21 protein-coding genes are annotated in these 21,418 nt (G+C 61.3%); 9 read left to right on the top strand and 12 right to left on the bottom strand.

The features are described from left to right. Window positions 1–32: 32 nt before the first annotated feature. Window positions 33–377: a DUF952 domain-containing protein gene (locus EQW76_RS08370; protein ID WP_142823948.1), complete on the top strand. Its 345-nt coding sequence runs from the start codon at window positions 33–35 to the stop codon at window positions 375–377. Next, window positions 374–1,462: a quinone-dependent dihydroorotate dehydrogenase gene (locus EQW76_RS08375; RefSeq protein WP_142823949.1), complete on the top strand. Its 1,089-nt coding sequence runs from the start codon at window positions 374–376 to the stop codon at window positions 1,460–1,462. Before EQW76_RS08370 ends, EQW76_RS08375 begins: the two co-directional genes overlap by 4 nt. Here EQW76_RS08375 and EQW76_RS08380 read toward each other — a convergent pair. Genes EQW76_RS08380 through EQW76_RS08390 form a run of 3 tightly spaced genes read right to left on the bottom strand, consistent with a single transcriptional unit; the run spans window position 1,438 to window position 3,588 of the window. Continuing rightward, window positions 1,438–2,787: an MATE family efflux transporter gene (locus tag EQW76_RS08380; protein ID WP_142823950.1), complete on the bottom strand. Its 1,350-nt coding sequence runs from the start codon at window positions 2,785–2,787 to the stop codon at window positions 1,438–1,440. The two genes, EQW76_RS08375 and EQW76_RS08380, sit on opposite strands and share 25 nt — an antisense overlap. A gap of 25 nt (window positions 2,788–2,812) precedes the next feature. Next, complete coding sequence (locus tag EQW76_RS08385; protein ID WP_142824445.1) at window positions 2,813–3,313, bottom strand: CAP domain-containing protein; 501 nt, start codon at window positions 3,311–3,313, stop codon at window positions 2,813–2,815. Window positions 3,314–3,321: 8 nt separating this feature from the next. Beyond that, window positions 3,322–3,588, bottom strand: coding sequence for a DUF6460 domain-containing protein (locus EQW76_RS08390; protein WP_142823951.1), 267 nt, complete (start codon window positions 3,586–3,588; stop codon window positions 3,322–3,324). A 144-nt stretch (window positions 3,589–3,732) separates the two neighbouring features. Between EQW76_RS08390 and EQW76_RS08395 the strand changes: the two genes are divergently transcribed. The 5 genes from EQW76_RS08395 (at window position 3,733) to EQW76_RS08415 (ending at window position 6,616) form a co-directional block, all read left to right on the top strand. Further along, window positions 3,733–4,677, top strand: a complete 945-nt coding sequence (locus tag EQW76_RS08395) for a methyltransferase domain-containing protein (RefSeq protein ID WP_142823952.1) — start codon at window positions 3,733–3,735, stop codon at window positions 4,675–4,677. A 104-nt stretch (window positions 4,678–4,781) separates the two neighbouring features. Further along, window positions 4,782–5,417, top strand: a complete 636-nt coding sequence (locus EQW76_RS08400; RefSeq protein ID WP_111216688.1) for a YitT family protein — start codon at window positions 4,782–4,784, stop codon at window positions 5,415–5,417. Between the two features lie 103 nt (window positions 5,418–5,520). Further along, on the top strand, window positions 5,521–5,727 hold the full coding sequence (locus EQW76_RS08405; protein WP_142823953.1) for a hypothetical protein: 207 nt from the start codon (window positions 5,521–5,523) through the stop codon (window positions 5,725–5,727). After that, window positions 5,720–5,905, top strand: coding sequence for a hypothetical protein (locus tag EQW76_RS08410; RefSeq protein WP_142823954.1), 186 nt, complete (start codon window positions 5,720–5,722; stop codon window positions 5,903–5,905). The genes EQW76_RS08405 and EQW76_RS08410 overlap by 8 nt, the downstream gene beginning before the upstream one ends. A gap of 252 nt (window positions 5,906–6,157) precedes the next feature. Beyond that, window positions 6,158–6,616 (top strand): hypothetical protein, encoded by a 459-nt coding sequence (locus EQW76_RS08415; protein WP_142823955.1) that lies wholly within the window; start codon window positions 6,158–6,160, stop codon window positions 6,614–6,616. 29 nt (window positions 6,617–6,645) lie between these two features. Here the strand turns inward: EQW76_RS08415 and EQW76_RS08420 are convergent, their stop codons facing one another. Then, window positions 6,646–7,107: a carboxymuconolactone decarboxylase family protein gene (locus EQW76_RS08420; RefSeq protein WP_142823956.1), complete on the bottom strand. Its 462-nt coding sequence runs from the start codon at window positions 7,105–7,107 to the stop codon at window positions 6,646–6,648. A gap of 23 nt (window positions 7,108–7,130) precedes the next feature. Then, on the bottom strand, window positions 7,131–7,631 hold the full coding sequence (locus tag EQW76_RS08425; protein WP_142823957.1) for an Rrf2 family transcriptional regulator: 501 nt from the start codon (window positions 7,629–7,631) through the stop codon (window positions 7,131–7,133). A gap of 138 nt (window positions 7,632–7,769) precedes the next feature. Here EQW76_RS08425 and EQW76_RS08430 point away from each other — a divergent pair, with 138 nt between their 5' ends. Further along, a complete protein-coding gene (locus tag EQW76_RS08430) occupies window positions 7,770–10,280 on the top strand; it encodes a ligase-associated DNA damage response DEXH box helicase (RefSeq protein WP_142823958.1) in 2,511 nt (836 codons plus the stop codon). Window positions 10,281–10,362: 82 nt separating this feature from the next. Next, window positions 10,363–11,091: a ligase-associated DNA damage response endonuclease PdeM gene (gene pdeM / locus EQW76_RS08435; RefSeq protein WP_202617126.1), complete on the top strand. Its 729-nt coding sequence runs from the start codon at window positions 10,363–10,365 to the stop codon at window positions 11,089–11,091. Window positions 11,092–11,116: 25 nt separating this feature from the next. On the opposite strand, the gene EQW76_RS08440 is transcribed toward pdeM, so the two are convergent. The 7 genes from EQW76_RS08440 to EQW76_RS08470 all read right to left on the bottom strand — a co-directional run bounded on the left by EQW76_RS08440 (window position 11,117) and on the right by EQW76_RS08470 (window position 21,359). After that, window positions 11,117–12,406, bottom strand: coding sequence for a histidine-type phosphatase (locus tag EQW76_RS08440; RefSeq protein WP_142823959.1), 1,290 nt, complete (start codon window positions 12,404–12,406; stop codon window positions 11,117–11,119). A 231-nt stretch (window positions 12,407–12,637) separates the two neighbouring features. Continuing rightward, a complete protein-coding gene (locus tag EQW76_RS08445; RefSeq protein WP_142823960.1) occupies window positions 12,638–13,612 on the bottom strand; it encodes a L,D-transpeptidase in 975 nt (324 codons plus the stop codon). A gap of 135 nt (window positions 13,613–13,747) precedes the next feature. Then, a complete protein-coding gene (locus tag EQW76_RS08450; protein WP_142824447.1) occupies window positions 13,748–14,548 on the bottom strand; it encodes a TIGR02186 family protein in 801 nt (266 codons plus the stop codon). Beyond that, a complete protein-coding gene (locus tag EQW76_RS08455; protein WP_142823961.1) occupies window positions 14,548–15,471 on the bottom strand; it encodes a sulfite exporter TauE/SafE family protein in 924 nt (307 codons plus the stop codon). The genes EQW76_RS08450 and EQW76_RS08455 overlap by 1 nt, the downstream gene beginning before the upstream one ends. A gap of 523 nt (window positions 15,472–15,994) precedes the next feature. Continuing rightward, window positions 15,995–16,867: a prohibitin family protein gene (locus EQW76_RS08460; RefSeq protein WP_142823962.1), complete on the bottom strand. Its 873-nt coding sequence runs from the start codon at window positions 16,865–16,867 to the stop codon at window positions 15,995–15,997. A 182-nt stretch (window positions 16,868–17,049) separates the two neighbouring features. Beyond that, complete coding sequence (locus EQW76_RS08465; RefSeq protein WP_142823963.1) at window positions 17,050–20,202, bottom strand: efflux RND transporter permease subunit; 3,153 nt, start codon at window positions 20,200–20,202, stop codon at window positions 17,050–17,052. After that, the gene (locus EQW76_RS08470) at window positions 20,199–21,359 is read right to left on the bottom strand and encodes an efflux RND transporter periplasmic adaptor subunit (RefSeq protein WP_224128227.1); all 1,161 of its coding nucleotides are present in this window, start codon (window positions 21,357–21,359) and stop codon (window positions 20,199–20,201) included. Before EQW76_RS08470 ends, EQW76_RS08465 begins: the two co-directional genes overlap by 4 nt. Window positions 21,360–21,418 lie beyond the last annotated feature (59 nt).

Below are 21,418 nucleotides of genomic sequence, written 5' to 3' on the forward strand. Positions count from 1 at the left end.
TATGCGACTGTTTTCTCGCTGGGAGCACCGCCATGGCCGTGATTTACAAGATCGTACCGGAACTCGCCTGGCAGGAAGCCCGGGAAGAGGGCATCTTCCACGGTGCGTCGATCGACCTTGCCGACGGCTACATCCATTTTTCGACCGCAGCCCAGGCGAAGGAAACGGCGGCACGCTATTTCGCTGGCCAGACGGACCTGCTGCTGGTTGCCGTCGATAGCGAGGTCCTCGGGGATGCTCTCAAATTCGAGCCGTCACGCGGTGGAGATCTGTTTCCCCATCTCTACGGACTTCTGTCGACAACCTCCGTCCTCTGGGCCACGCCGCTGCCTTTGGACAAGGATGGCGCCCATCAGTTTCCGGAGATGCTGCCATGATCGATCTCTTCAAGGCCGTCGCCCGTCGCGGCTTGTTCCTTATCGATCCCGAAACGGCCCATGGCCTGTCGATTACCGCTTTGAAGTCCGGACTTGTGCCGGCCTGCCAACTGCCCGCCGATCCGCGCCTGCGGCAGACGGTTGCTGGCCTCGACTTCGTCAATCCTCTCGGCATGGCCGCCGGCTTCGACAAGAATGCCGAGGTGCCCGAGGCGCTGCTGAAGCTCGGCTTCGGCTTCACCGAGATCGGGACGGTCACCCCGAAGCCGCAGCCAGGCAATCCAAAGCCGCGCGTCTTCCGCCTGGTCGAGGATGAGGCGGTGATCAACCGCCTCGGTTTCAACAATGAGGGTCATGATGCCGCCTATGCCCGGCTGGCAACCATCCGCAATGCCGGCATCATCGGCGTCAACATCGGCGCCAACAAGGACAGCGTCGATCGAACAGCCGATTACGTCGCCGGCATCCGTCGGTTCTATTCATTAGCCGGCTATTTCACGGTGAACATCTCTTCGCCCAACACTCCCGGCCTGCGCGATCTGCAGGCCCGTGAAAGCCTTTCAACCCTGCTTTCCGCTGTCCTTGCCGCACGCGATGCCGAAGCAGCCAGGGCCAACAGGAAGATCCCGGTGTTCCTGAAGATCGCCCCCGATCTGACGGAAGAGGGTATGGACGACATCGCCGACGAAGCCCTGGCGCATGGGCTGGAGGGACTGATCGTTTCCAACACGACGCTCGCGCGCAACGGGCTGAAGGACCGGAGCCAGGCTGGCGAGGCGGGCGGTTTGTCCGGCAAGCCGCTGTTCGAACCATCGACGGCGGTGCTCGCCCGCATGCGCAAGCGGGTCGGTCCATCGATGGCCATCATCGGTGTCGGCGGCGTCTCCTCGGCGGAGACTGCGCTGGAAAAAATCCGCGCCGGCGCCGATCTGGTGCAGCTTTATTCCAGCATGGTCTATGGAGGCCCTGGTCTCGCCGGCAGCATCCTTACCGGCCTGTCGAAGCTGCTGGATCGCGAACAGGTGACATCGATCCGCGAACTCCGCGACAGCCGCCTTGACTACTGGGCCAGTTGGAAGGTCTGATCGGCCTTCGGTTTCAGGCGGGTGGCGAGAAAGAAGCCGCGAAACAGCAGAAAGCCGTTCAGCGACAGCCAGAGGCCGGCATTGCCGAACGAGGGCACGAGGACGGCGAGTGCTGCGAGATAGCAGAGGAACGACAGCAGCATGCGGTTGCGCATCTCGCCCGACCAGGTGGCGCCGATGAACACGCCGTCCATCAGATAGGCAAGCGCACCGGTCAGCCCTGAAATCGCGGCGTAGGGCAGGTATTTCAGGGCCATCGCCCGCACATCGGGCGAGGTGGTCAGCACGCCGATGATCGAGGCTCCGAAGACGAGGAAGACAATGGCAGCAAGGCCTGCCAGCCCGAACGACCAGAGGATGGTCAGTTTCAGGCCGCGATCAAAGGCCGTCCTGTCGCCGGCGCCGATGGCCCTGCCGGTAATCTGCTCGGCGGCATTGGCAAGGCCGTCGAGATAGAATGCGGAGATCAGCACGAAATTCATCAAAACCGCATTGGCGGCCAGCGTCACCGCGCCAAAATGACCGCCGATACGGGTCATTAGCGTAAAAGCGCCGAGGAGCACGAAGGTACGGATCAGGATATCGCGATTGAGCCCGAACAGCTGGCCGAGCTTCTCCCGCGAGAGAATATCGGATCGCGATGGCCGGGGGACGCCGACAAACCCACGCAGCACGATCATCAGGCCAGCCACAGCGCCGATCGTCTCGCCGATCATCGTTCCCCAGGCGACACCCGCAACGCCCCATCCGAGCCAGAGCCCGAGCACCAGCGCCAGAACGATGTTGATGCCGTTGATCAGCGTCTGCAGGAAAAGGCCGATGCTGCCCTGGCCGCGACCGAGCACGAAGCCGAGAATGGCGTAGTTGGCAAGAGCGGCCGGTCCGGACAGCATGCGGATCGAGAAATAGCTGCGCGTGGCGACAGCGACGCCACCCTCCGGCCCCATCAGCTTCAGGCCGGCCAAGAGCAAAAGCGGCGACAGAAGCAGGAGCACCGCTCCGCAGACGAGCGCCGATACAAGCGCCCGCCAGAAGATCGCCTGCTGCTCGGTCAGGTCGCCGCGCCCGTAAGCCTGGGCAGTGAGGCCCGTTGTCGAGGCCCGCAGGAAATTGAAGCTGGCAAAGATGAGGTCGAACAGCACTGCACCGATCGCCAGGCCTGCCAGCGCGTCTGGCTGCCCCAGTTGGCCCACCACGGCGGTGTCGGTCAGCCCTAGCAGCGGCGTCGTCATGAAGGCGAGCGTCATCGGCAGGGCGATGGAGAGAACGAGCCGGTGCGTTACCGTAAAGGCCGGGCCGCGCTTGCCGTTCACGGTGTGATCCATTGTCCTGCCTTGCGAGTCGAGCGGCCTAGAGGCGAGACAGTACCATAGACCAATAGGGCATCTGACCGGGAGCAAAACCTGGCGATACCGCAACGCCGAGACCGGTATAGGGGCCTAGCATGTTTTCGAGGTGATGCGGCGAATGTATCCAGGCATTGACCACCGCATTGACGCTGCGCTGGCCCTCGGCAATGTTTTCCGCAGCCGGCAGCTTGACGCCGCTGGCCTTCACCCGTCGGCCAAAATCGTCGCCAAAGCCGATCAGGTGCGCCATCTTCCTGAGGTTTGCCATGCGCTTGGCTTGGTAGAGCGCCGCATCGGTGGCTGCGGGATCGATGGCGAGAGGTGGCAGGCCATGTTGCGCACGAAGGGCATTTACTAGCGGCAGGGCTGCGGCCGTCTGGTCAGCACCGGGAAGGTTTCTGGCGACGGGCAGGGGCTTGGTGGCGCAGCTTGCAACACCGGCGACAAGCGCAACGCCGCCGAGGCGCAATGCATTGCGCCGGGTCAGGAGGGAATTTTCCAGGGTCATGATCAGTTTCGATAGTTGAAGATGCGGAAGAGGATGAAAAGCGGAATGACGATCGTCGCTCCAAGCAGCAGGTAATCGCCAATACTGCCAAGCGCTGCAAAGCCCGTGTGCCAGAGTTCGAGAATGAAATGGCGGACATTTTCGATCAGATCCATCGGCCGCCAACCGAAGATCTTCATCACGAATCCGACGATCAGCGACACGACGATGAGCTTGACGATCGTCCGCCCCAGCGAGTCTCCGAGAAACCTGTTCACCTGATCTGACATTGATCTCTCCTGTTCGCCCTGAAATAAGCCGGGCAATTCCGCGCTGCAAGCAGTTTTGATCCCTCGCAGCGGTCTTGCCTGAAATAGGACTTGAGTTTTTTTGTGGCCGCGCCCACAGCCTGTTGTGAACAGGGGTTGCCCAATATGCTGCCGAGCCAGCTTTCTTCCGGAGATGTCACGGCCGACCGGCGCGCCGACTACGCAAAAATGCTTGACGAGAACGGCGAGCCCGGGAGCGCGGCCGAGTTGATGGAGCAGGCGCTGGAGCGTGCCCCGGAATGGGCCGCCGGCTGGTTCAACCTCGGCATATACCGAGAGAAGGCCGGCAATTTCGCAGGCGCCACCACCGCCTTCGAACGGGTCGTGCCGCTCGACCGGGGCGACCTTTTTGGCGCGCCTCTCATGCTGGCCTCGCTCGGTGCCGGCGCGATGCCCGATCACCCCTCGAGCCTCTATGTCGAGCGGCTCTTCGACGACTACGCAGAGCGTTTCGACCATGCGCTGATCAAGAAGCTCGCCTACAGCGTTCCCCGCAAGCTCGCTGCACTGATCGCCGAGACGGAGGGCCTGCCGCAGCACTTTCGCCTTGCCGTCGATCTCGGTTGCGGCACCGGCCTGCTAGGCCCGGAAATCCGCAATGGGATCGATCGCCTCGAGGGTTTCGATCTCTCGGGCAACATGCTGGCCAAGGCTGCGGAAAAGCATGTCTATGACCTGCTTGGCATCGCCGACCTCTCCTTGCCCGCGGCCGGCTCAGGGCTATTCGGCACTGACCTTTCCGACCATCGCGCCGATCTGATCACCGCGTCCGACGTGTTCATCTATCTCGGCGCCCTCGAAAATCTGTTTGCCTTGCTGGGTCGTCTTTCGGCGCCCAAAGCGGTGTTTGCGTTTTCCGTCGAGGATGCCGGGGAGGGCACGGGCTTCCGCCTCGGCCGCTCGCTGCGCTATGCCCATACCAGACACTATGTGCAGGAGATCTGCGGACAACACGGATTTGCGATTCGTGCGGAGAGCCGCACCTTCCTTCGCCTGGACGCCGGGCAACCTGTCTCAGGCCTGCTGTTTGTTGCGCAAATGGTCGCCTGAAATCCGGTTTATTGCAAAGACGAGATAGGTCAGCATTCCTTACGCTTTGACGCTTGATTGTCACCGCCTCTTTCCGCAACCTGCGGAAAAAAAGGGGATGCAGCATGTCGAAACTCAAAAGTGCTTTGGGCGTCTGGAACACCAGCGCTACCCGTCATTCGCTGGTCGAGGATATTCAGGGCGTGCTGACTGGCAGCATCGTCTCCTCGCTCGGGCTCTTCATCCTTTCGGCTGCGGGGCTATTGACCGGAAGCACGGCCGGTATCGCCTTCCTGCTGCACTACGCCACCGGCGTGAATTTCGGACTGGCCTTCTTCGTCGTCAATCTGCCGTTCTTCTATCTTTCCTTGAAGCAACTGGGCCGCGCCTTCACCATCAAGACCTTCATCGCCATCGCGCTGACCTCGCTCCTCACCAATCTGCAGCCACGCCTGTTCGAGATCGCCCATATCCATCCGCTCTGGTCGGCGATCCTCGGTGGCGTGCTCCTCGGTTTCGGCCTGCTGGCGCTCTATAGACACCGCGCCAGCCTCGGCGGGGTCGGCATCCTCGGTATCTATCTTCAGGAGCGTTTCGGTATCCGCGCCGGGCTGGTTCAACTCGTCGTCGACATGGGCGTTCTCGCCGTCGCCTTTGCCGTTACCACGCCCTACATCGTACTTTGCTCGGTGGCGGGGGCTGTCGTCCTCAATCTTTTCGTCGCCATCAACCATCGCTCCGACCGCTACATCGCCCTTTAATTCGGCAGCCCGACGAAAATCCGTGCATTGGCGACACCCTGCCGCCATCGTCATTGTGACAATCCACACAAAGGCGGAGCAAAGGGTTGACAGGCCGCCTGTCATGGCGGAACTTTCCGCCAAGGTTTACGAGAAGGTAAAAAACACAGGCTTTGTCATCCGCCTGTCGCAGAATTTACCCTACACGGGCAACGTCCCGGTGTCTGCCGAAGCTGTTCCCCCAGTCTTCGGGCAACCGAGCGAAGTCAGGCCGCACCGCGAAGGTGAAGGCTTGGTTCACGACAGCGGAAATGAGGGAAACGATGCCTAAAACCGAAGAACGTCTGCTCGACGCAATCAAGAGCGCCACGGGATTTCACGGACAGGTCTATCCGATGCGGCTCGCCGACCGCCAGATGGCTCGCAAGCTCGTCTCCGATGGCCGCATCGTCGAGGCTGCAGGGTCCTGGGGCACCACCATGTGCATCGGCTACCGCATCAACAAGTAGCATCCGGCACGTCGTAGACCGCATGCCTCAGCGGATCCTCATCCAATAGAGGCACAAATGCGCCTCCAGTTGCTCCCCCGTCGTTGGGTCGTTGGGCGCACAGATCGGTTTCGACGGTGGCCATTTTATGCCGGTTCGCTGCAAAATGTCGAATTAGATGGTGGAAAGTCTGGCGTCCTTGGCGGCGGAAGGTTATCGCTTGGCCAAATGACTGTCGCATGCAGTCGCAAGCCAATTGGAAAAGACACAGGCATGAGCAGTTTCATCCCGTCACCCCTGATACAGGAAAATATCAATTCGGCCGTGGATTGGATGACTGCGGATGACGATTTCCTGGCGGAGGTGCATCTCAGCACGCCGACCGACAGGGTGGTGCTCAGTTTCGGCGACACGCAGATGCATGGCGGTGTCTCTAGGCTGAAGGCGCTCTTCAAGGCGATCACAACGGGTAAGGACCATATCAAAGCGGTCCCTCTGAAACAGAGGTTCCTCTTCAAGCTCGACCATGCCGGTCGCGGCAATCACGCACTGGCAAAGGATCTGCGGGAGACATTGGCATGGGCCGATGCCAACGGGCTGATCACCAGCGGCATGATCTTCAATCAGCTGCTCAGCAAGAACATTGCCGAGGGTTTTGTCTGGTTCGGTTTCCCCGACCCGCAAAAGGCAGTTCTGTTCAAGCAGTCCGGCTACGAGCCCGCCTCTATCTAGGCGGGATCGCAATTGTCGGTTGGCTCTCTTCAAGCAGCCGCAGCGACCTTGTCGATCGGGTGCTGGCCACGAAATCCGACGGCGAGACGGTTCCAGACGTTGATCGCGCCGATGGCCACGGTGATCTTGACCATTTCCTCATCGGAAAAGTGCTGGCGAAGATTGTCATAGGCGTCGTCCGGAATGCCGGTCTGGGCAATGTTGGTCACCGCATCCGTCCAGCCGAGCAGCGCCCGTTCACGCGGATCATAGACCGGCGATTCACGCCAGACGCTCAAGAGGTTGATCCATTGTTCGCCGAGGCCGTCATGTCGCGCTTCCTTCACGTGCATGTCCACACAGAAGGCGCAGCCGTTGATCATCGAGGCTCGCAGCTTGATCAGGTGGATGAGACGCTTTTCCAGGCCCGAGTTCTGCACATGCACTTCCAGGGCCGACACGGCCTTATAGGACGACGGGGAGGCTTCAAAATAATTGAGGCGTGGTTGCATGATAGTCTCCTTGGGTTGGAGCCTCAGCGGCTCGTCTTGCGTTCATGGATCGCGAGAAAAGCACAGCCTCGGGCCGCAATGCTTCCGTCGTCGATGTCTGTCAGTTCCACGATAAGGTCGGCAATCGTGGTCTTGGCCAGCTCTGCCCGGTAGACGCGCTCTGCCCGCAACATCGCCGAAGAGATATTGCACGGCTGCGCGAAGAAGCGCGACGACACCGGGTTCGGTCCGCGCTGGCGTATTTCGTTGCAGCGAAAGGCCGGCGCCGGGCCTTCGACTGCCAGAACGACATCGAGCAGGGTAATCTCGGACTTTGCTCTCGCCAGCCGGTAACCACCCTTCGGACCCGGCAGCGTGCTGACGATGCCGGCGTTCGAAAGCGCCTGTAGATGCTTCAACAGATAGCTGGTCGACACGCCATGAAACTCGGCAAGCGCGGCCGCGGACAAAACGCCGCCCTCTGAAAGTCCAGCCAGCATCGCCACACAATGGAGTGCCTGCTCGACCCCGTCACCCAGTTTCATGATATCTCCTTCAATCATGGATAAATTATATCCGCGAATAGGCGGTGTCAAGCGGGATGATTGGCTTTATGGCTGAAGGTGATGTGCTGACGCCTCTTGCCGCTAGGATTTAGCGTCACCTGAACTACATATGGTCACGTGGATCGCATCGAGACTGAGACGCTACTGGCCCTGCCCATTCCCTTCACCCGCTGGTTTGCGGAAAAGGGCTGGCAGCCCCGCGCCCATCAGCTCGAACTGCTGGCCCGCGCGGAAGCTGGCGAAAGCACGCTGCTGATTGCGCCGACAGGTGCCGGCAAGACGCTGGCCGGCTTTCTGCCCTCGCTTACGGACCTGACGCGGCGCGGGAAGATACCGCCAGGGTCGGCCTTCTCCGGCATCCACACGCTTTACATTTCACCGCTCAAGGCGCTGGCCGTCGATATCGAGCGAAACCTGATGAAGCCCGTCGAGGAGATGGGCCTGCCGGTCACCGTCGAGAACCGCACGGGCGATACGCCGAGCGCCAAACGCCAGCGCCAGAAGCTCTCGCCGCCGGACATCCTGCTGACCACACCGGAGCAGGTGGCGCTGCTGCTCGCTAATGGCCAGGCCCAGCGCTTCTTCGGCGATCTGAGATATATCGTCCTCGACGAGTTGCACTCGCTGGTCTCCTCGAAGCGCGGCCACATGCTGTCGCTGGGGCTGGCGCGGCTGCGGCGGCTGGCGCCCGGTCTGCAGACCATTGGCCTGTCCGCTACCGTCTCCGACCCCATGGAACTGCAGAAATGGCTGGTCGGCCAGCGCGAGGGCGAGGATCGTCACGCAGGCCTCGTGACTGTCGCCGGCGGCGCCAAGCCTGATATCTCGATCCTTGCCAGCGAAGAACGCATCCCCTGGGCCGGCCATTCGGCGAAATACGCCATCCCCGACGTCTACAGCCAGTTGCTCGACCACAAGACGACGTTGCTCTTCGTCAACACCCGCAGCCAGGCTGAAATGCTGTTCCAGGAACTCTGGACGGTCAATGACGACAATCTGCCGATCGCTCTGCATCATGGTTCGCTCGATGTCGGCCAGCGCCGCAAGGTCGAGGCGGCGATGGCGGCCAACAAGCTGCGCGCCGTCGTCGCCACATCTACGCTCGACCTCGGGATCGACTGGGGCGATGTCGATCTCGTCATCCATGTCGGTGCACCCAAGGGTGCCTCGCGGCTGGCCCAGCGCATCGGCCGCTCCAACCACCGCATGGACGAGCCGTCGAAGGCGATTCTCGTACCGGCCAATCGCTTCGAGGTGATGGAGTGCCAGGCTGCTCTCGATGCCAATTACATCGGCGCACAGGACACCCCGCCGGTCGGCCGGGGCACGCTCGACGTGTTGGCCCAGCACGTGCTCGGCATGGCCTGCGCCGAGCCCTTCGATCCGCTCGAACTGTTCGACGAGATCACCAGCGCCTCTCCCTATGCCTATCTATCGTGGGAGACCTTCGAGCAGATCGTCGATTTCGTCGCCACCGGCGGCTACGCGCTGCGCGCCTATGAGCGCTACGCCCGCATCCGCAAGATGGAGGACGGCCGCTGGCGCATCTCCAATCCGGCCGTGGCGCAGCAATACCGCCTGAACTCGGGCACCATCGTCGAATCGCCGATGCTGAACCTGAAGATGGTCAAACGCGGCGCCGGCGGACGCATCGGCCGCGGCGGGGCAACGCTCGGCAAGATGGAGGAGTACTTCTTCGAGCAGCTTTCGCCGGGCGACACTTTCATCTTCTCGGGCAAGGTGCTGCGCTATGAGGGTATCCGCGAAAACGAGGCGCTGGCCAGCCAGGCCTATTCCAACGACCCGAAGATCCCTTCCTACAATGGCGGCAAGTTCCCGCTGTCGACCTATCTCGCTGACCAGGTCCGCTCGATGCTGGCCGATCCCGACCGCTGGCACGAGCTACCGGACCAGGTGCGCGACTGGCTAGCGTTGCAGCGGGAAAAGTCGATGGTGCCGAAACGCGACGAACTGCTGATCGAAACATTTCCGCGCGGCAGCCGCGCCTACATGGTGGCCTATCCCTTCGAAGGACGGCTTGCCCACCAGACGCTTGGCATGCTGCTGACCCGGCGGCTGGAGCGTGCCGGCGCCAAGCCGCTCGGCTTCGTCGCCACAGATTATTCGCTCGGCATCTGGGGGCTGGAGGACATGGGCCAGATGATCGCCACCGGCCGCCTCAGCCTGTCCACGCTGTTCGACGAGGACATGCTCGGCGACGATCTCGAGGAGTGGCTGGACGAGTCCTTCCTCCTGAAGCGCACCTTCCGCAATTGCGCTGTCATCTCCGGCCTGATCGAACGTCGCCATCCCGGCAAGGAAAAGTCTGGCCGCCAGGTGACTGTATCGGCCGATCTGATCTATGACGTGTTGCGCAGCCACGAACCCGATCACATCCTTCTTCAGGCGACGCGGCAGGATGCGGCAACGGGGCTTTTGGATATTGCCCGGCTTGGCGATATGCTGAGGCGAATCAAGGGCCACATCACCCACCGGGCGCTCGACCACATCTCGCCGCTGGCCGTACCGGTCATGCTCGAAATAGGCCGGGAATCCGTTCCAGGAGAGGCCCATGACGCGCTGCTGGCCGAAGCCGCCGACGATCTGATCGCCGAGGCGCTGAGCTGACGGGGGTTGGTATGGCGGGGGAGATTTGATCCTCCGGCGTCTCGACAGGCACAGGCATGAACGAAACTTGGAAAGCGGACTTTTGATAACCAGACTGGCGCTTGCGCGCGACATGACCGGCATTGCCACATCAGCCGGCGCGGAAACCAGCGTCCACGGCGTCGCTGCCGTCTGCGATCCTCTTGGTGGCCTTTACCTGCCGGATGCGGGCATCCTCGTCGTCTCGGACCTGCATCTCGAGAAGGGTGCAGCATTCGCCCGTCGCGGCATGATGCTGCCACCTTACGATACGCTGGCAACGCTGACGGTCTTGTCCGCCGTCATCGCTCGTTACGATCCGAAGCTGGTGATTTCGCTTGGCGACAATTTCCATGATCGCAAGGGATCGGCCCTGATGCCGGAGGCTTTCCGGACGCTGATCTCGGGAATGGCCCGAGGTCGCGAATGGATATGGATCAACGGTAACCACGACCCGGATGGCACAACCGGTCTTCCCGGCCAATCGCTGGACGAACTCGTACACAGCGGCCTGACATTCCGGCACGAACCGAAGGCTGGCCGACAGGCCGGAGAGATCGCCGGCCACCTGCATCCCTCGGCCACTGTGCGCAGACGGGAGAAGTCGATCCGCCGTCCGTGCTTTGCAACGGACGGAGGTCGCATGCTGATGCCGGCTTTCGGCCTGATGAGTGGCGGCCTCGATCTCGGTCACAAGGCGATGGCCGGACTGTTCGACCACCCGTTACTGGTTGCCCACCTGCTCGGTCGGGACCGTATCTATTCAGTCCGGTATGCAAGCCTCATCGGCTAATCGGGATCCTGTGGACTTCCCGTTGTCAGTGGTAAGCCTGGCTTGCCACAGCCGTCATATCGAGCTTCGGTCGTGCCAGGGCCAGGAAGCGATCGAGCGGGCAGGCACCCTCGACGCTCTCGCTTTCGCAGCCGGGCATCGTTATCTCTGCCTGGAGCGGCGGCGAGGCTGCATCGATCGTGGAGGCGTCACGAATCTGATCCAGGGTCGGCGCAACGAAGCCGAGACGGACATAGGCCTTGCCCGCGCCATCGCGCAACCGCTCGAAGGTCAGCGCCCCGGTCGGAGGCGTTTCGTCGTCCAGATAGGGCGGAATGTGCCAGTGCAGACCAAGAAGCGCCGCGATTTCGGCCTGTTGGGTATCGCTGCCCATGAAGAGCAGGAAGTTGGCGTTCGGTGGTCCTTCCGCTGATTTCGCGTCCTTCGGGTCGGCAGCGATGGCGAGCAGCACCTGGTTAAGGAAATTCGAAACGTCGCGCGCCGCAAGGTAGGGTACACGGTTGCCAATGTCGTATTTGACCTGGCGCAGCTGCGACAGGCGGATGATGTCGGCAGCGCTGGATGCCTTGTCGAAGGCCACCTGGTCTGCAGGAAAACCATTGGCATATTGCAGCAGGAAAACCTGCACGATCGTGCCGGCTTCGACGATGGGTCCCTTCATGGAAACGCTTGCCGGCTTTCCGTCCTTTGCCGCCTTGGTCTCGATCGTCCAGGGCCGCTGTTCCATCGAGCAGGCAGGCGTCGCGCATCCGAGGATGGTGTCGAGCTCCTTCATCAAGGGCGCCGCCTTGGCCTTCATCGCATCGAAACTGCCGCCGGCCGTGGCAAGGATGGCAGCTTCCGCCTTGGCCGGATCGACGGCCCCAAGGGAGGTTTCCGAGGCCGCGTAAAGCGCGTCGACATCCCTGGTCCCGTTGAAGCCGACGGAAAGGCCGCAGCCGGGGAACATCGCCGATAACAGCACATTCCCGGTATCGATGGTGCGCTGGATGGCACCATTGGCCCAACCGAAGACGGAACCAGGGACAGGGCAACCGCTCTTGGGAACGAGGTTCTTGGCGCGCAGCATGGAAACCTCCCAGGCGGCGAGTTTCTCGGCCGCCACTTTTCCGTGCCCTGTCAGCATGCCGTCGGCGACGTCCCATGTCGGCCACTGCCGGGACGAGTAATGCAGCAGCTCCCGGCTGCTGGTCTGCGGCCGGACGCCGTGACGCATGACTGCGATGTATTTGTCTGGGGAAAGCGCGCCCGCGCCAGCGGGGCTCCCCGCAGCAGCAAACATCAGGCTGGCGATGAGGATGGATTTTAACGACATGGTGGCTCCATGGGAAAGAGCGACCGGCCGCGTGATTGCAACGAAAAATGCCGCTCCGGTCAGAAGGTGACCGAAGCGGCATGTAATAGGATTACGTGAACATTGAGCGACAGATTTGTGGCGGACATAGCCAAGCAAAGTTGTGGCAGATGCCGCCTCGGTGCCGAGGAAAGGACCGTCAGACTATGCATTGTCGGTTCCGCGCAGGCAGTGCTGCCGGCACGGGCTCGATCAGTTTACGAATTCAACGACCACGCCGGGTTTGACCATGCCGGCCAGCTCTTCGGCATCCCAGTTCGTCAGGCGGACGCAACCGTGCGAGCCGACCTTGCCGATAAGGTCGGGCTCCGGCGTCCCGTGGATGCCGTAGGTCGGTTCGGTGAGGTCGATCCAGACGCTGCCGACAGGGCCGTTCGGTCCCTTGGGTATCGTCAGGACCTTGTCGTTCTTGCCCTGCTTGAAGTTCTTGTCCGGGTCGTAGCGATAGACCGGGTTGCGGGCGACGCGCTTGACCTTGTGCAGTCCCTTTGGCGATGGATTTTCCTCGCTGCCCACTGTCGCAGGATAGACGGCGATCGGCTTGCCTTCTGCGTTATAGGCAAAAACCTGGCCACTCTTCTTGTTGGCTTCGATGCGCTTGACCTGGCCCTGCATCGGCGGACCCGGCATCACCACCTGGATCGTCTTGCCAACCGCGAAATCGTTGCCTTCATTGAGTTTTTCCAGCAGCGCCTGAGCCATGTGGAAACGCTCCGAAAGCTTCTCGGCGACGCTGGTGTAGCCCATGCTCTCCATCTTGGCTTTTTCGGCGTAGTCCGTCGGAATGTGATCGACGATGCCCGTGGCATCGTCAGCGGTGATCACGTAGCTCTCGATCACCGGAACCTTGCCATCGAGACGGCTGGTGACATCAGGTCCAACCTTGCCGTCAGTCGCCAGCCCGTTCATCGCCTCGAAGCCTGCGACCGCCTTGCTGACGTTCTCGCCGTAGAAACCATCGATCACCCCTGGAGACGCGCCGGCGCGGTCGAGCAGCACCTGCAGGCGGACAATCGCCGGATCGGGATTGTCGGAAGCGGTCGCCGGACGGTCCGCCGGGATCGACGCGAGCGACGAGGCATTGATTGCGTCGGGCTTCATCTCCTGAGCCGTGGCGGCAAAGGGGACGAGGAGGGCGAGGGTGGTGAGGAGCGCGGTTGTTTTCATGCTGCTCAATGGTCTCGAACCAAAGTTGTTCCGTCGCCGTAGCATATATCGTCGGTGCTCTCGTGCGACGCCCCATAGTCCCTTGCAAACCAACGCAATTTCCGTGCTTAGCGCGACAGCGAAGTGGCGAGTTCTCTAGCTCTTCCGGAATACGAAGCTGGCGGTCCAGCCCGTCACGACGGCGAGGAAAACTGCGAAGAAACCGTAGGCGATCGGTTGCTCATGGGCGGCGTCGGTGATGGTCTGTTCGATGCCGGTCTTGATGACGCGCAGCGGCAGCGACTTTTCGGCGACAAATTTGCCGCTTTTGAAGAGATAGGCGCGCACAGTGTGTACGCCGTTGGGCACGTTGGCCGGCAGGCGTAGCGTCGCCTTGAACAGGCTGGAGCTGACGAAGCGCACGCCGCTCGGATCGCGGTCGTAGAGGCCGCCGCTCTCCTGCAGCCTCCGGAACGCGTCGCGGAACTCACGCAGGTTTCCGACGTCGCCAACGAAGCCGACCGGGTTGAGCGGAATATGATCGAGGCCGATGCCGTGGTCGTTCAGTTCCAGCGGCGTCGTGACGCTGTCGACGGCACGCGTGCTCGACAGCGAATAGGCTTCCGGCACCCGCTCGAAGGTCATCGACCGTGTGTTGACCCAGATGCCGAACACCCGTTGCTTCTTGCGCACCGTGGCATTCTCGCGCGGACCTTCCAGCACCACGACGATGTCATACTGGCCGATGGCCAGCAAAAGCTGGTCGGTATTGCCGAGTGCGCCGAAAATCGTCAGGTCGGCGCCGGCGAAATCCGACGTGATGGCGATTTCGCTGGTCGAGGTGCCGATCTCCATCGTCTCGGGCAGGGGCGTCGCCGGTGCGTCGAGCATGACCTGCGCCCGGGCGCCAAACGCTGCCAGCAGCAGGGCGGCGGCAAGGATAAGCGCACGTCCCATCATTGGCCGATACCCTCCATGACAATGGAGTAGATATCGGTCGGCGTAACGATCAGGGCGATGGCAAGGCGCACGCCGACGGCAAGTACGAGCAGGCCGAGCAGGGCACGCAGCTGCTCGCCGCGCAGCCGCTGGCCGACCCGCACGCCGTATTGCGCGCCGATGACGCCGGCCACCATCAGCACGAAGGCGAGCACGATATCGACGGAATAGTTGGTGGCTGCCTGGACGATGGTCGTATAGCCGGTGACGAAGATGACCTGGAACAGCGATGTGCCGACCACGACATTGGTCGGGATGCGCAGAAGGTAGATCATCGCTGGAACCAGGATAAAGCCGCCGCCGATCCCCATGGGGGTCAACACGCCGACGAAGAAACCGAGGCCGAATACCGGAATGACACTGAGATAGAGTTTGGATTTCTTGAAACGCATTTTCAGCGGCAGCCGCTGCACCCAGTTATGGTGGCCGGGCCGCTTGGGCAGCGGCTTGCCCTTGCCGGCTGCGCGTCGCAGCGCATTGATGCTCTCCCAGAGCATCAGCGTTCCCACCGTGCCGAGCAGGAACACGTAGAGAAGCGAGATGATCAGGTCGATCTGGCCGACGCGCCGCAGGATCACGAAGACCCAGAGGCCAAGCGTCGAGCCGACAAGGCCGCCGGCAAGCAGGATCGATCCGAGCTTTAGATCCAGTGAGCCGCGCCTGAAATGGCTGATAGCGCCGGAAACCGAGGAGGCAACGACCTGGTTGGAGCCTGTGGCGACGGCGACAATTGGGGGAATGTTGTAGAAGATCAGCAGTGGCGTGATCAAAAACCCGCCGCCGACGCCGAACATGCCCGACAGGAAGCCGACCGCCGCGCCCATGCCGAGGATGATGAAGATATTGACCGATAATTCCGCTATCGGCAGGTAAATCGTCACGGCCGGACCCCAAATGAACTGCGCTCGTTCAGCAAACCCGGCGCCTAATGAAATTTCCCCTTTGAACGCGCGACGCTCATACGAAACCCTAGCCGGAACCCGTTAAGGAAAGTTTGGGTTTGGCGATGTTAAGTCAATCGCCATTCCTGGGCCGAAGCATTTTTCCGAAAGGTGTGGTAAATGCCACAACGCCGACACCGCGCAGGAATGCTGTCGCTCATCGCGCCTTCTGGAACATCTCGAAAAACAACGAGAGAACAAATCCGACCAGAAACAGGATTCCAAACGATGGTAGCGAGTATTTTACGCTGTCATGCGGAAATGCAATTCCCCAAAAATGCTGCGCCGCGACAATTGTCAGGCTGATGATCAACGACCTCAACGCGATGAGGGCCACATGACGCAAATAAGCACTCCGGATTAGGCTCCCCACTCACGGGGGGACGTTGATGCCGCCAGGACGAGGCTTCACGAGGAGAATATCTCCCCGCCAGCGCGCCGCGTCAACGGTCGGCAGATCTGGCTACCTGACGCCGATGAACGGCAAGGCGCCGCCGGGCGTCATCGAGGTGGGCAGCTTGCCGTCCCAACCATTGCCGATAGCCTGGTATTGAATAAGCGCAGGGTTGTCGCGGAGCGCCTCTCCCTTGGCCCGGATGGCGTTCGCATCGGCCTCACCACGGAGCGTGATGGCTTTGGCCTGGGCAGTCGCGAGGGCAAGCTGGCTATCCGCATCGGCCTGCGCCTTGGTCACGGTGATCTGCGCCAGCTGCTTCTCGTTCTGCGCTTTCTGTGCCGATTTCTGAACCTCGACTTCCGCTGTCATGCGGGCTTCGATTGCCTCCTCGTACGGCTTCGAAAACTTGATGTTTTCCAGCTGTACGCCTTCGATCATGACCGGCCCCTTGACGGAGTCGCTCAGCGCCTGGCGGATATCGGTGTTGAGCTTGTCGCGCTGGCTGATGGCCGTTGCCGCCGTGTAATGTCCAAAGACGTTTTTGACCTGCTGCTGGATACGCGGACGGATCAGACGGTCGGCAAGTCCCTCGGCGCTGCCGAACTGGCTATAGACATCCACGACCTGCGAAGGCGTAATGCTGTAATTGACGGAAAGCTGCATATGGGCAGGCTGCTGGTCCTGCGAGTAGGCTTCCGTATCCTCGATCTTGATGATCTGTGTCTGGACCGGAAAGCGCGTAACGACCGTGACGAACGGCGTCTTGAAGCCAAGGCCCGGATCCGCCGTGCCAACGACTGCACCGAAGCGCGTGATCACACCGCGTTCGCCTTGATCGATCGTGTACCAGGAACCCAATATAACCGGCAGTCCGACCAGCGCGATGACTGCGACGCTGGCAATAAATTTGAGCGGTATGCGTGAGGCAGTTTCGGTCATGGTACTTCTCACTGTCTGTTGCGGCGGACTTTCACTGGGCTAGAAGCGGCACGATCATATTATATGAAATAAACGAAGGCTCCATGGCAATGGCCAGACGCTCGGCTCTCATGACATCGATACTGCGCGCGTTATGTTCGACGGGAACTTTCGTCCCAAAGGACCCGAACGACCGTCGTGCATCACGCCGGAGAGGCGGCCCCTGCCTTTAGCTCCGGATTGCTGTTTGCGCGCCGTTTTCCCAGCCTGTCGAGTAGCAGATAGATCACCGGGGTCGTGTAGAGCGTCAGGATCTGGCTGACGATCAGGCCGCCGACGATGGCGTAACCGAGGGGCTGGCGCAGTTCTGATCCCGTGCCATGTCCTATCGCCAAGGGAATTCCGCCGAGCAAGGCTGCCATGGTGGTCATCAGAATCGGCCTGAAACGCAGATGCGCCGCCTTGGTGATGGCCTGTTCGCTGGTCAGGCCCTCGTCCTTTTCCGCCTGTATGGCGAAATCCACCAGCATGATGCCGTTTTTCTTGACGATGCCGATCAGCAGGATGACGCCGATCATGGCGACGAGACCGAAGTCGAAGCCCGAAATCATCAGAGCCGCCAGCGCTCCGAGGCCTGCGGACGGCAGTGTCGATAGGATCGTCAGCGGATGCAGCAGGCTTTCATAGAGCACGCCGAGGATGATGTAGACGACGATCAGCGAAGCCAGGATCAGCAGCGGTACCGTCGCCAGCGACTCCTGGAAGGCCTTGGCGCTGCCGGAAAAGCTCGCCTGCAGCGATGCCGGTGGTTGCAACCCTTGTACCGCGGCCTCGATTGCCTGCGTTGCCTGTCCGAGTGCGACAGAGGGTGCCAGGTTGAACGAGATCGTCACTGCCGGCGATTGTCCCTGATGAGAGATCGAAACCGGCGACACCCCGTTCGTCGTCCACTTGGCAACAACTGACAGCGGAACTAGCGTGCCGCTGCTGGAGCGGACGGAAAGCTGGTCGAGCGTTGCGATCTTGCGCTGCAGGTCTGGTAGCACCTCGAGGATGACGTGGAAGGTGTCGGTCTGTGTCGAGTAGGACGCCACCTGCCGCTGTCCGAAGGCATTGTACAGGGTGTCGTCGATCGTTGCCGGAAGGACGCCGTAAAGCGAGGCAGCAGCCCGGTCGATATGGATCGACAGGTTAGGAGCCTCCGCCTGCTGGTCATTGCCGACGTCGCGCAGTTCCGGCAGGCTCTGCAGCTTGTTCGTCACCTTCGTTGCCCATTGCGAGAGCTCGCTGATATTGCCGTCCTGAAGCGTATATTGATACTGGGTCTTGGCGGGCCGTGCGCCGATGTTGATATCCTGCGCGGACTGCATGAGGAGCTTGATGCCCTGCTGCTGGTTGAGGGCAATACCAAGCCGCTGGATCACCTCCTTGGCACTTGCATCGCGCTCCGACAGCGGTTTCAGCGTGATGTTGACATGGCCCTGGTTGAGCGCGTTGCCGCCATTGCCGCCGCCGACATCCATGAACACGCTGTAGACCGCTGGGTCCTTGAGGATGATGGCGCTGACGCGCTCCTGCAGCTTGGCCATCTCGGTGTAGGAGATATCCGGTGAAGCCTGTGACTGGCCTGCGATGAAGCCGGTGTCCTGCTCCGGAAAAAAGCCTTTGGGGATGATATAGAAGAGGTACCCCGTCAGCGCGATGGTCCCGAGGAAGACGGTCAGTGTCACGTAGGGGTGTCGCAGCACGCGGGCCAGGCTGCGGGCGTAGAGCGAGAGCAACCAGTCGAAGAATGCCTCGCCCATGCGGTAGAGCCGTCCATGCTGCTCCTTGGGCACGGATCTGATGAAGCGCGACGCCAGCATCGGTGTCAGCGTGAGCGAGACAAAGGCCGAAATCGCGATGGCAATCGTCAGTGTCACGGCGAACTCGCGGAACATTCGGCCTACGATGCCGCCCATCAGCAGGATGGGGATGAGAACGGCGATCAGCGAAAGGCTGATGGAAATGATCGTGAAGCCGATCTCCCGCGCTCCCTTCCGGGCCGCCTCTTTTGGCTCCAGACCCTCCTCGATCAGGCGGGTGATGTTTTCGAGCATGACGATCGCGTCGTCGACGACGAAGCCGACGGCCACCACCAGCGCCATGAGCGACAGGTTGTCGAGGCTGAAACCCAGCACCCACATCGGTGCGAGCGAGCCAACAAGGGCAATCGGCAGGGTAAGCGCCGGGATGATGGTTGCCCTGATATCCCGCAGGAACAGGAAGATCACCAGCACCACGAGCCCGATGGTCAGCATCAGCGTAAACTGGACATCCTCGACGGACGCCCGGATCGTCGATGTCCTGTCGGTCACGAGTTCCAGCTTGATAGCGCGTGGCAACGATGCCTGCAGGGCGGGAAGCTGGGATTTGATTGCGTCAACGACGCCGATGACGTTTGCGCCCGGCTGCCTGAATACGTCGAGGGCTATCCCTCGCTCACCGTTCGTCCAGTGTGCCATCTTCGAGTCTTCGGCGCCATCGACGGCGGCACCGATATCGCGGATACGCACCGGCCCGCCGTTGCGGTAGGCGATGACAGCATCGTTCCAGTCGGCCGACTTTGTAATCTGGTCGTTGGTGTAGATCGGAAACGTCCGGGTCGGATCGTCGATGTTGCCCTTGGGGGCGCTGAGGCTGAGATTGCCGATGGCAGAGCGGACATCTTCCAGCGTCACATCTGATTGCGCGAGGCGACCGGGATCGACACCGATGCGGATCGCCGGCTTCTGCTTGCCGCCGATATTGACATAGGCAACGCCGGAAACCTGGCCGATCTTGGTGGCGACGTTTCGTTCAATGTACTCGTCGAGCTCCGGTAGCGTCAGCGTGTCCGAGGTCGCCGACAGCTGCATGACCGGCGCATCGGCGGGATTGACCTTCCGGACCGTTGGCAGGGACGGCATGTCCTTCGGAAGCGTTGCGGACGCCTCGCTGATCGCCGTCTGCACATCGCTCGCCGCTGTCTGTATGTCCTGGCTGAGCGCGAACTGGATGGTGATCGACGTGGTGCCGAGCGAGCTGCTCGATGTCATCTCGGTGATCCCGCTGACCCGGGAAAGCGCCTCCTCGATCGGCTGGGCAACGCTCGATGCCATCGTCTCCGGCGACGCGCCGGGAAGGCTTGCCGCGATCTGGATCGTTGGAAAGTCGATCTGCGGCAGTGCCGATACGGGCATCAGCGGATAGCAAATGGCACCGACGAGGAAAATACCGGCCATGATAAGGCCGGTGGCGACGGGGTGATCGATAAAAAAACTGAAGAAATTCGAGTCTTTAGGCTGAGCGGTCTGGGAGGGATCGATGCCGCTCATGGGGATTGCTTCTCCGCAAGTTCTCCGGTCGTGGAACCGGTCCAGGGGGTGACGCTGACCTTGACGCCGTCGCCGATGCGCGACTGGCCGTCCATGACGACCTGATCGCCTTCCGAAATGCCCTTCGTTACCAAAGCACGGGCATCTGTCACGAAGGCGGAGACGACATCGCGTTTCTCAACCTTGCCGTCTTTTCCGACGACATAGGCATAGAGACCCGACGGGCCGCGCGCCAAAGCCTTGTCGGGCACCACGACGCCGTCGCGAACCTCGACCGTCAAGCGCGTCGCAACCGGCAGGCCGGGCCACAAGCGGCTGTCGCCATTGTCGAAATCGGCACGAAGGTGGATCGACCCATTGCTCGCATCGACCGAATTGTCGATTACCGAGAGTTTGCCCTTGGCAAGTTGCCGGGTGCCATCTGTTGCCGATACCTCGACCTCGGCAATGCCCTGTTTCAGAGCATCCCGGATTTCCGCAAACCGATCGCCGGGAGCGACGAACGACACGCCGATGGGGTCCATCTGTGTGATCGTCACGATCCCCGTCGACGAACTTGCGCTGATGACGCTGCCCGTATCGACTTGGCGAAAACCGGTGCGGCCGGTGAAAGGGGCGACGATGGTCGCAAATCCGAGTTGGGTCTCGGCATTCTTGATTGCCGCATCGTCGTACTGGACGGCGGCGAAAAGCTGGTCGCTGGACGCATTTTTCTGCTCGACGGTTGCAGTGGACGCGATGCCCTTTTGCGCAAGGCCTGCATATCTCTCCGCATCCGCCTTGGCGCTGCGCAGCTGGGCCTCGTCCTGGGCTTTCTTCGCCTTGGCAGACGTCAGGTCGGATACCAGCTGGCGGTCATCCAGCCGCAGCAGGACGCTTCCTTTCTGGACGATCTCCCCCTCCGTGAAAGGGATTTCCATCACCTGCCCGTCTATGCGCGGACGCACCAGAACGGACTGGAGCGAAGACACCGTTCCAATACCGTTGATGACCCTGTGGATGGTTTCGCGCTTGGCGGTTATTGCCGTGACCGGGATGGGCGGCGCTTCCGTCGTTTCGCTATCGGCAGCAAAAGCACCACTGATGGGTTGGAGGATAAGAGCCGCGACCAGGATGGCCATGCCACGAGACGCAGACGTCAGCGCAAAAAACTTCATTCGCCACCCTTGCTTGGATTTCGCTCTGTAACGCAGCAATCCGACTTTGGTTCATTCCG

Source organism: Rhizobium sp. rho-13.1, assembly GCF_007000305.1.
GTDB classification, from domain to species: domain Bacteria; phylum Pseudomonadota; class Alphaproteobacteria; order Rhizobiales; family Rhizobiaceae; genus Rhizobium; species Rhizobium rhododendri.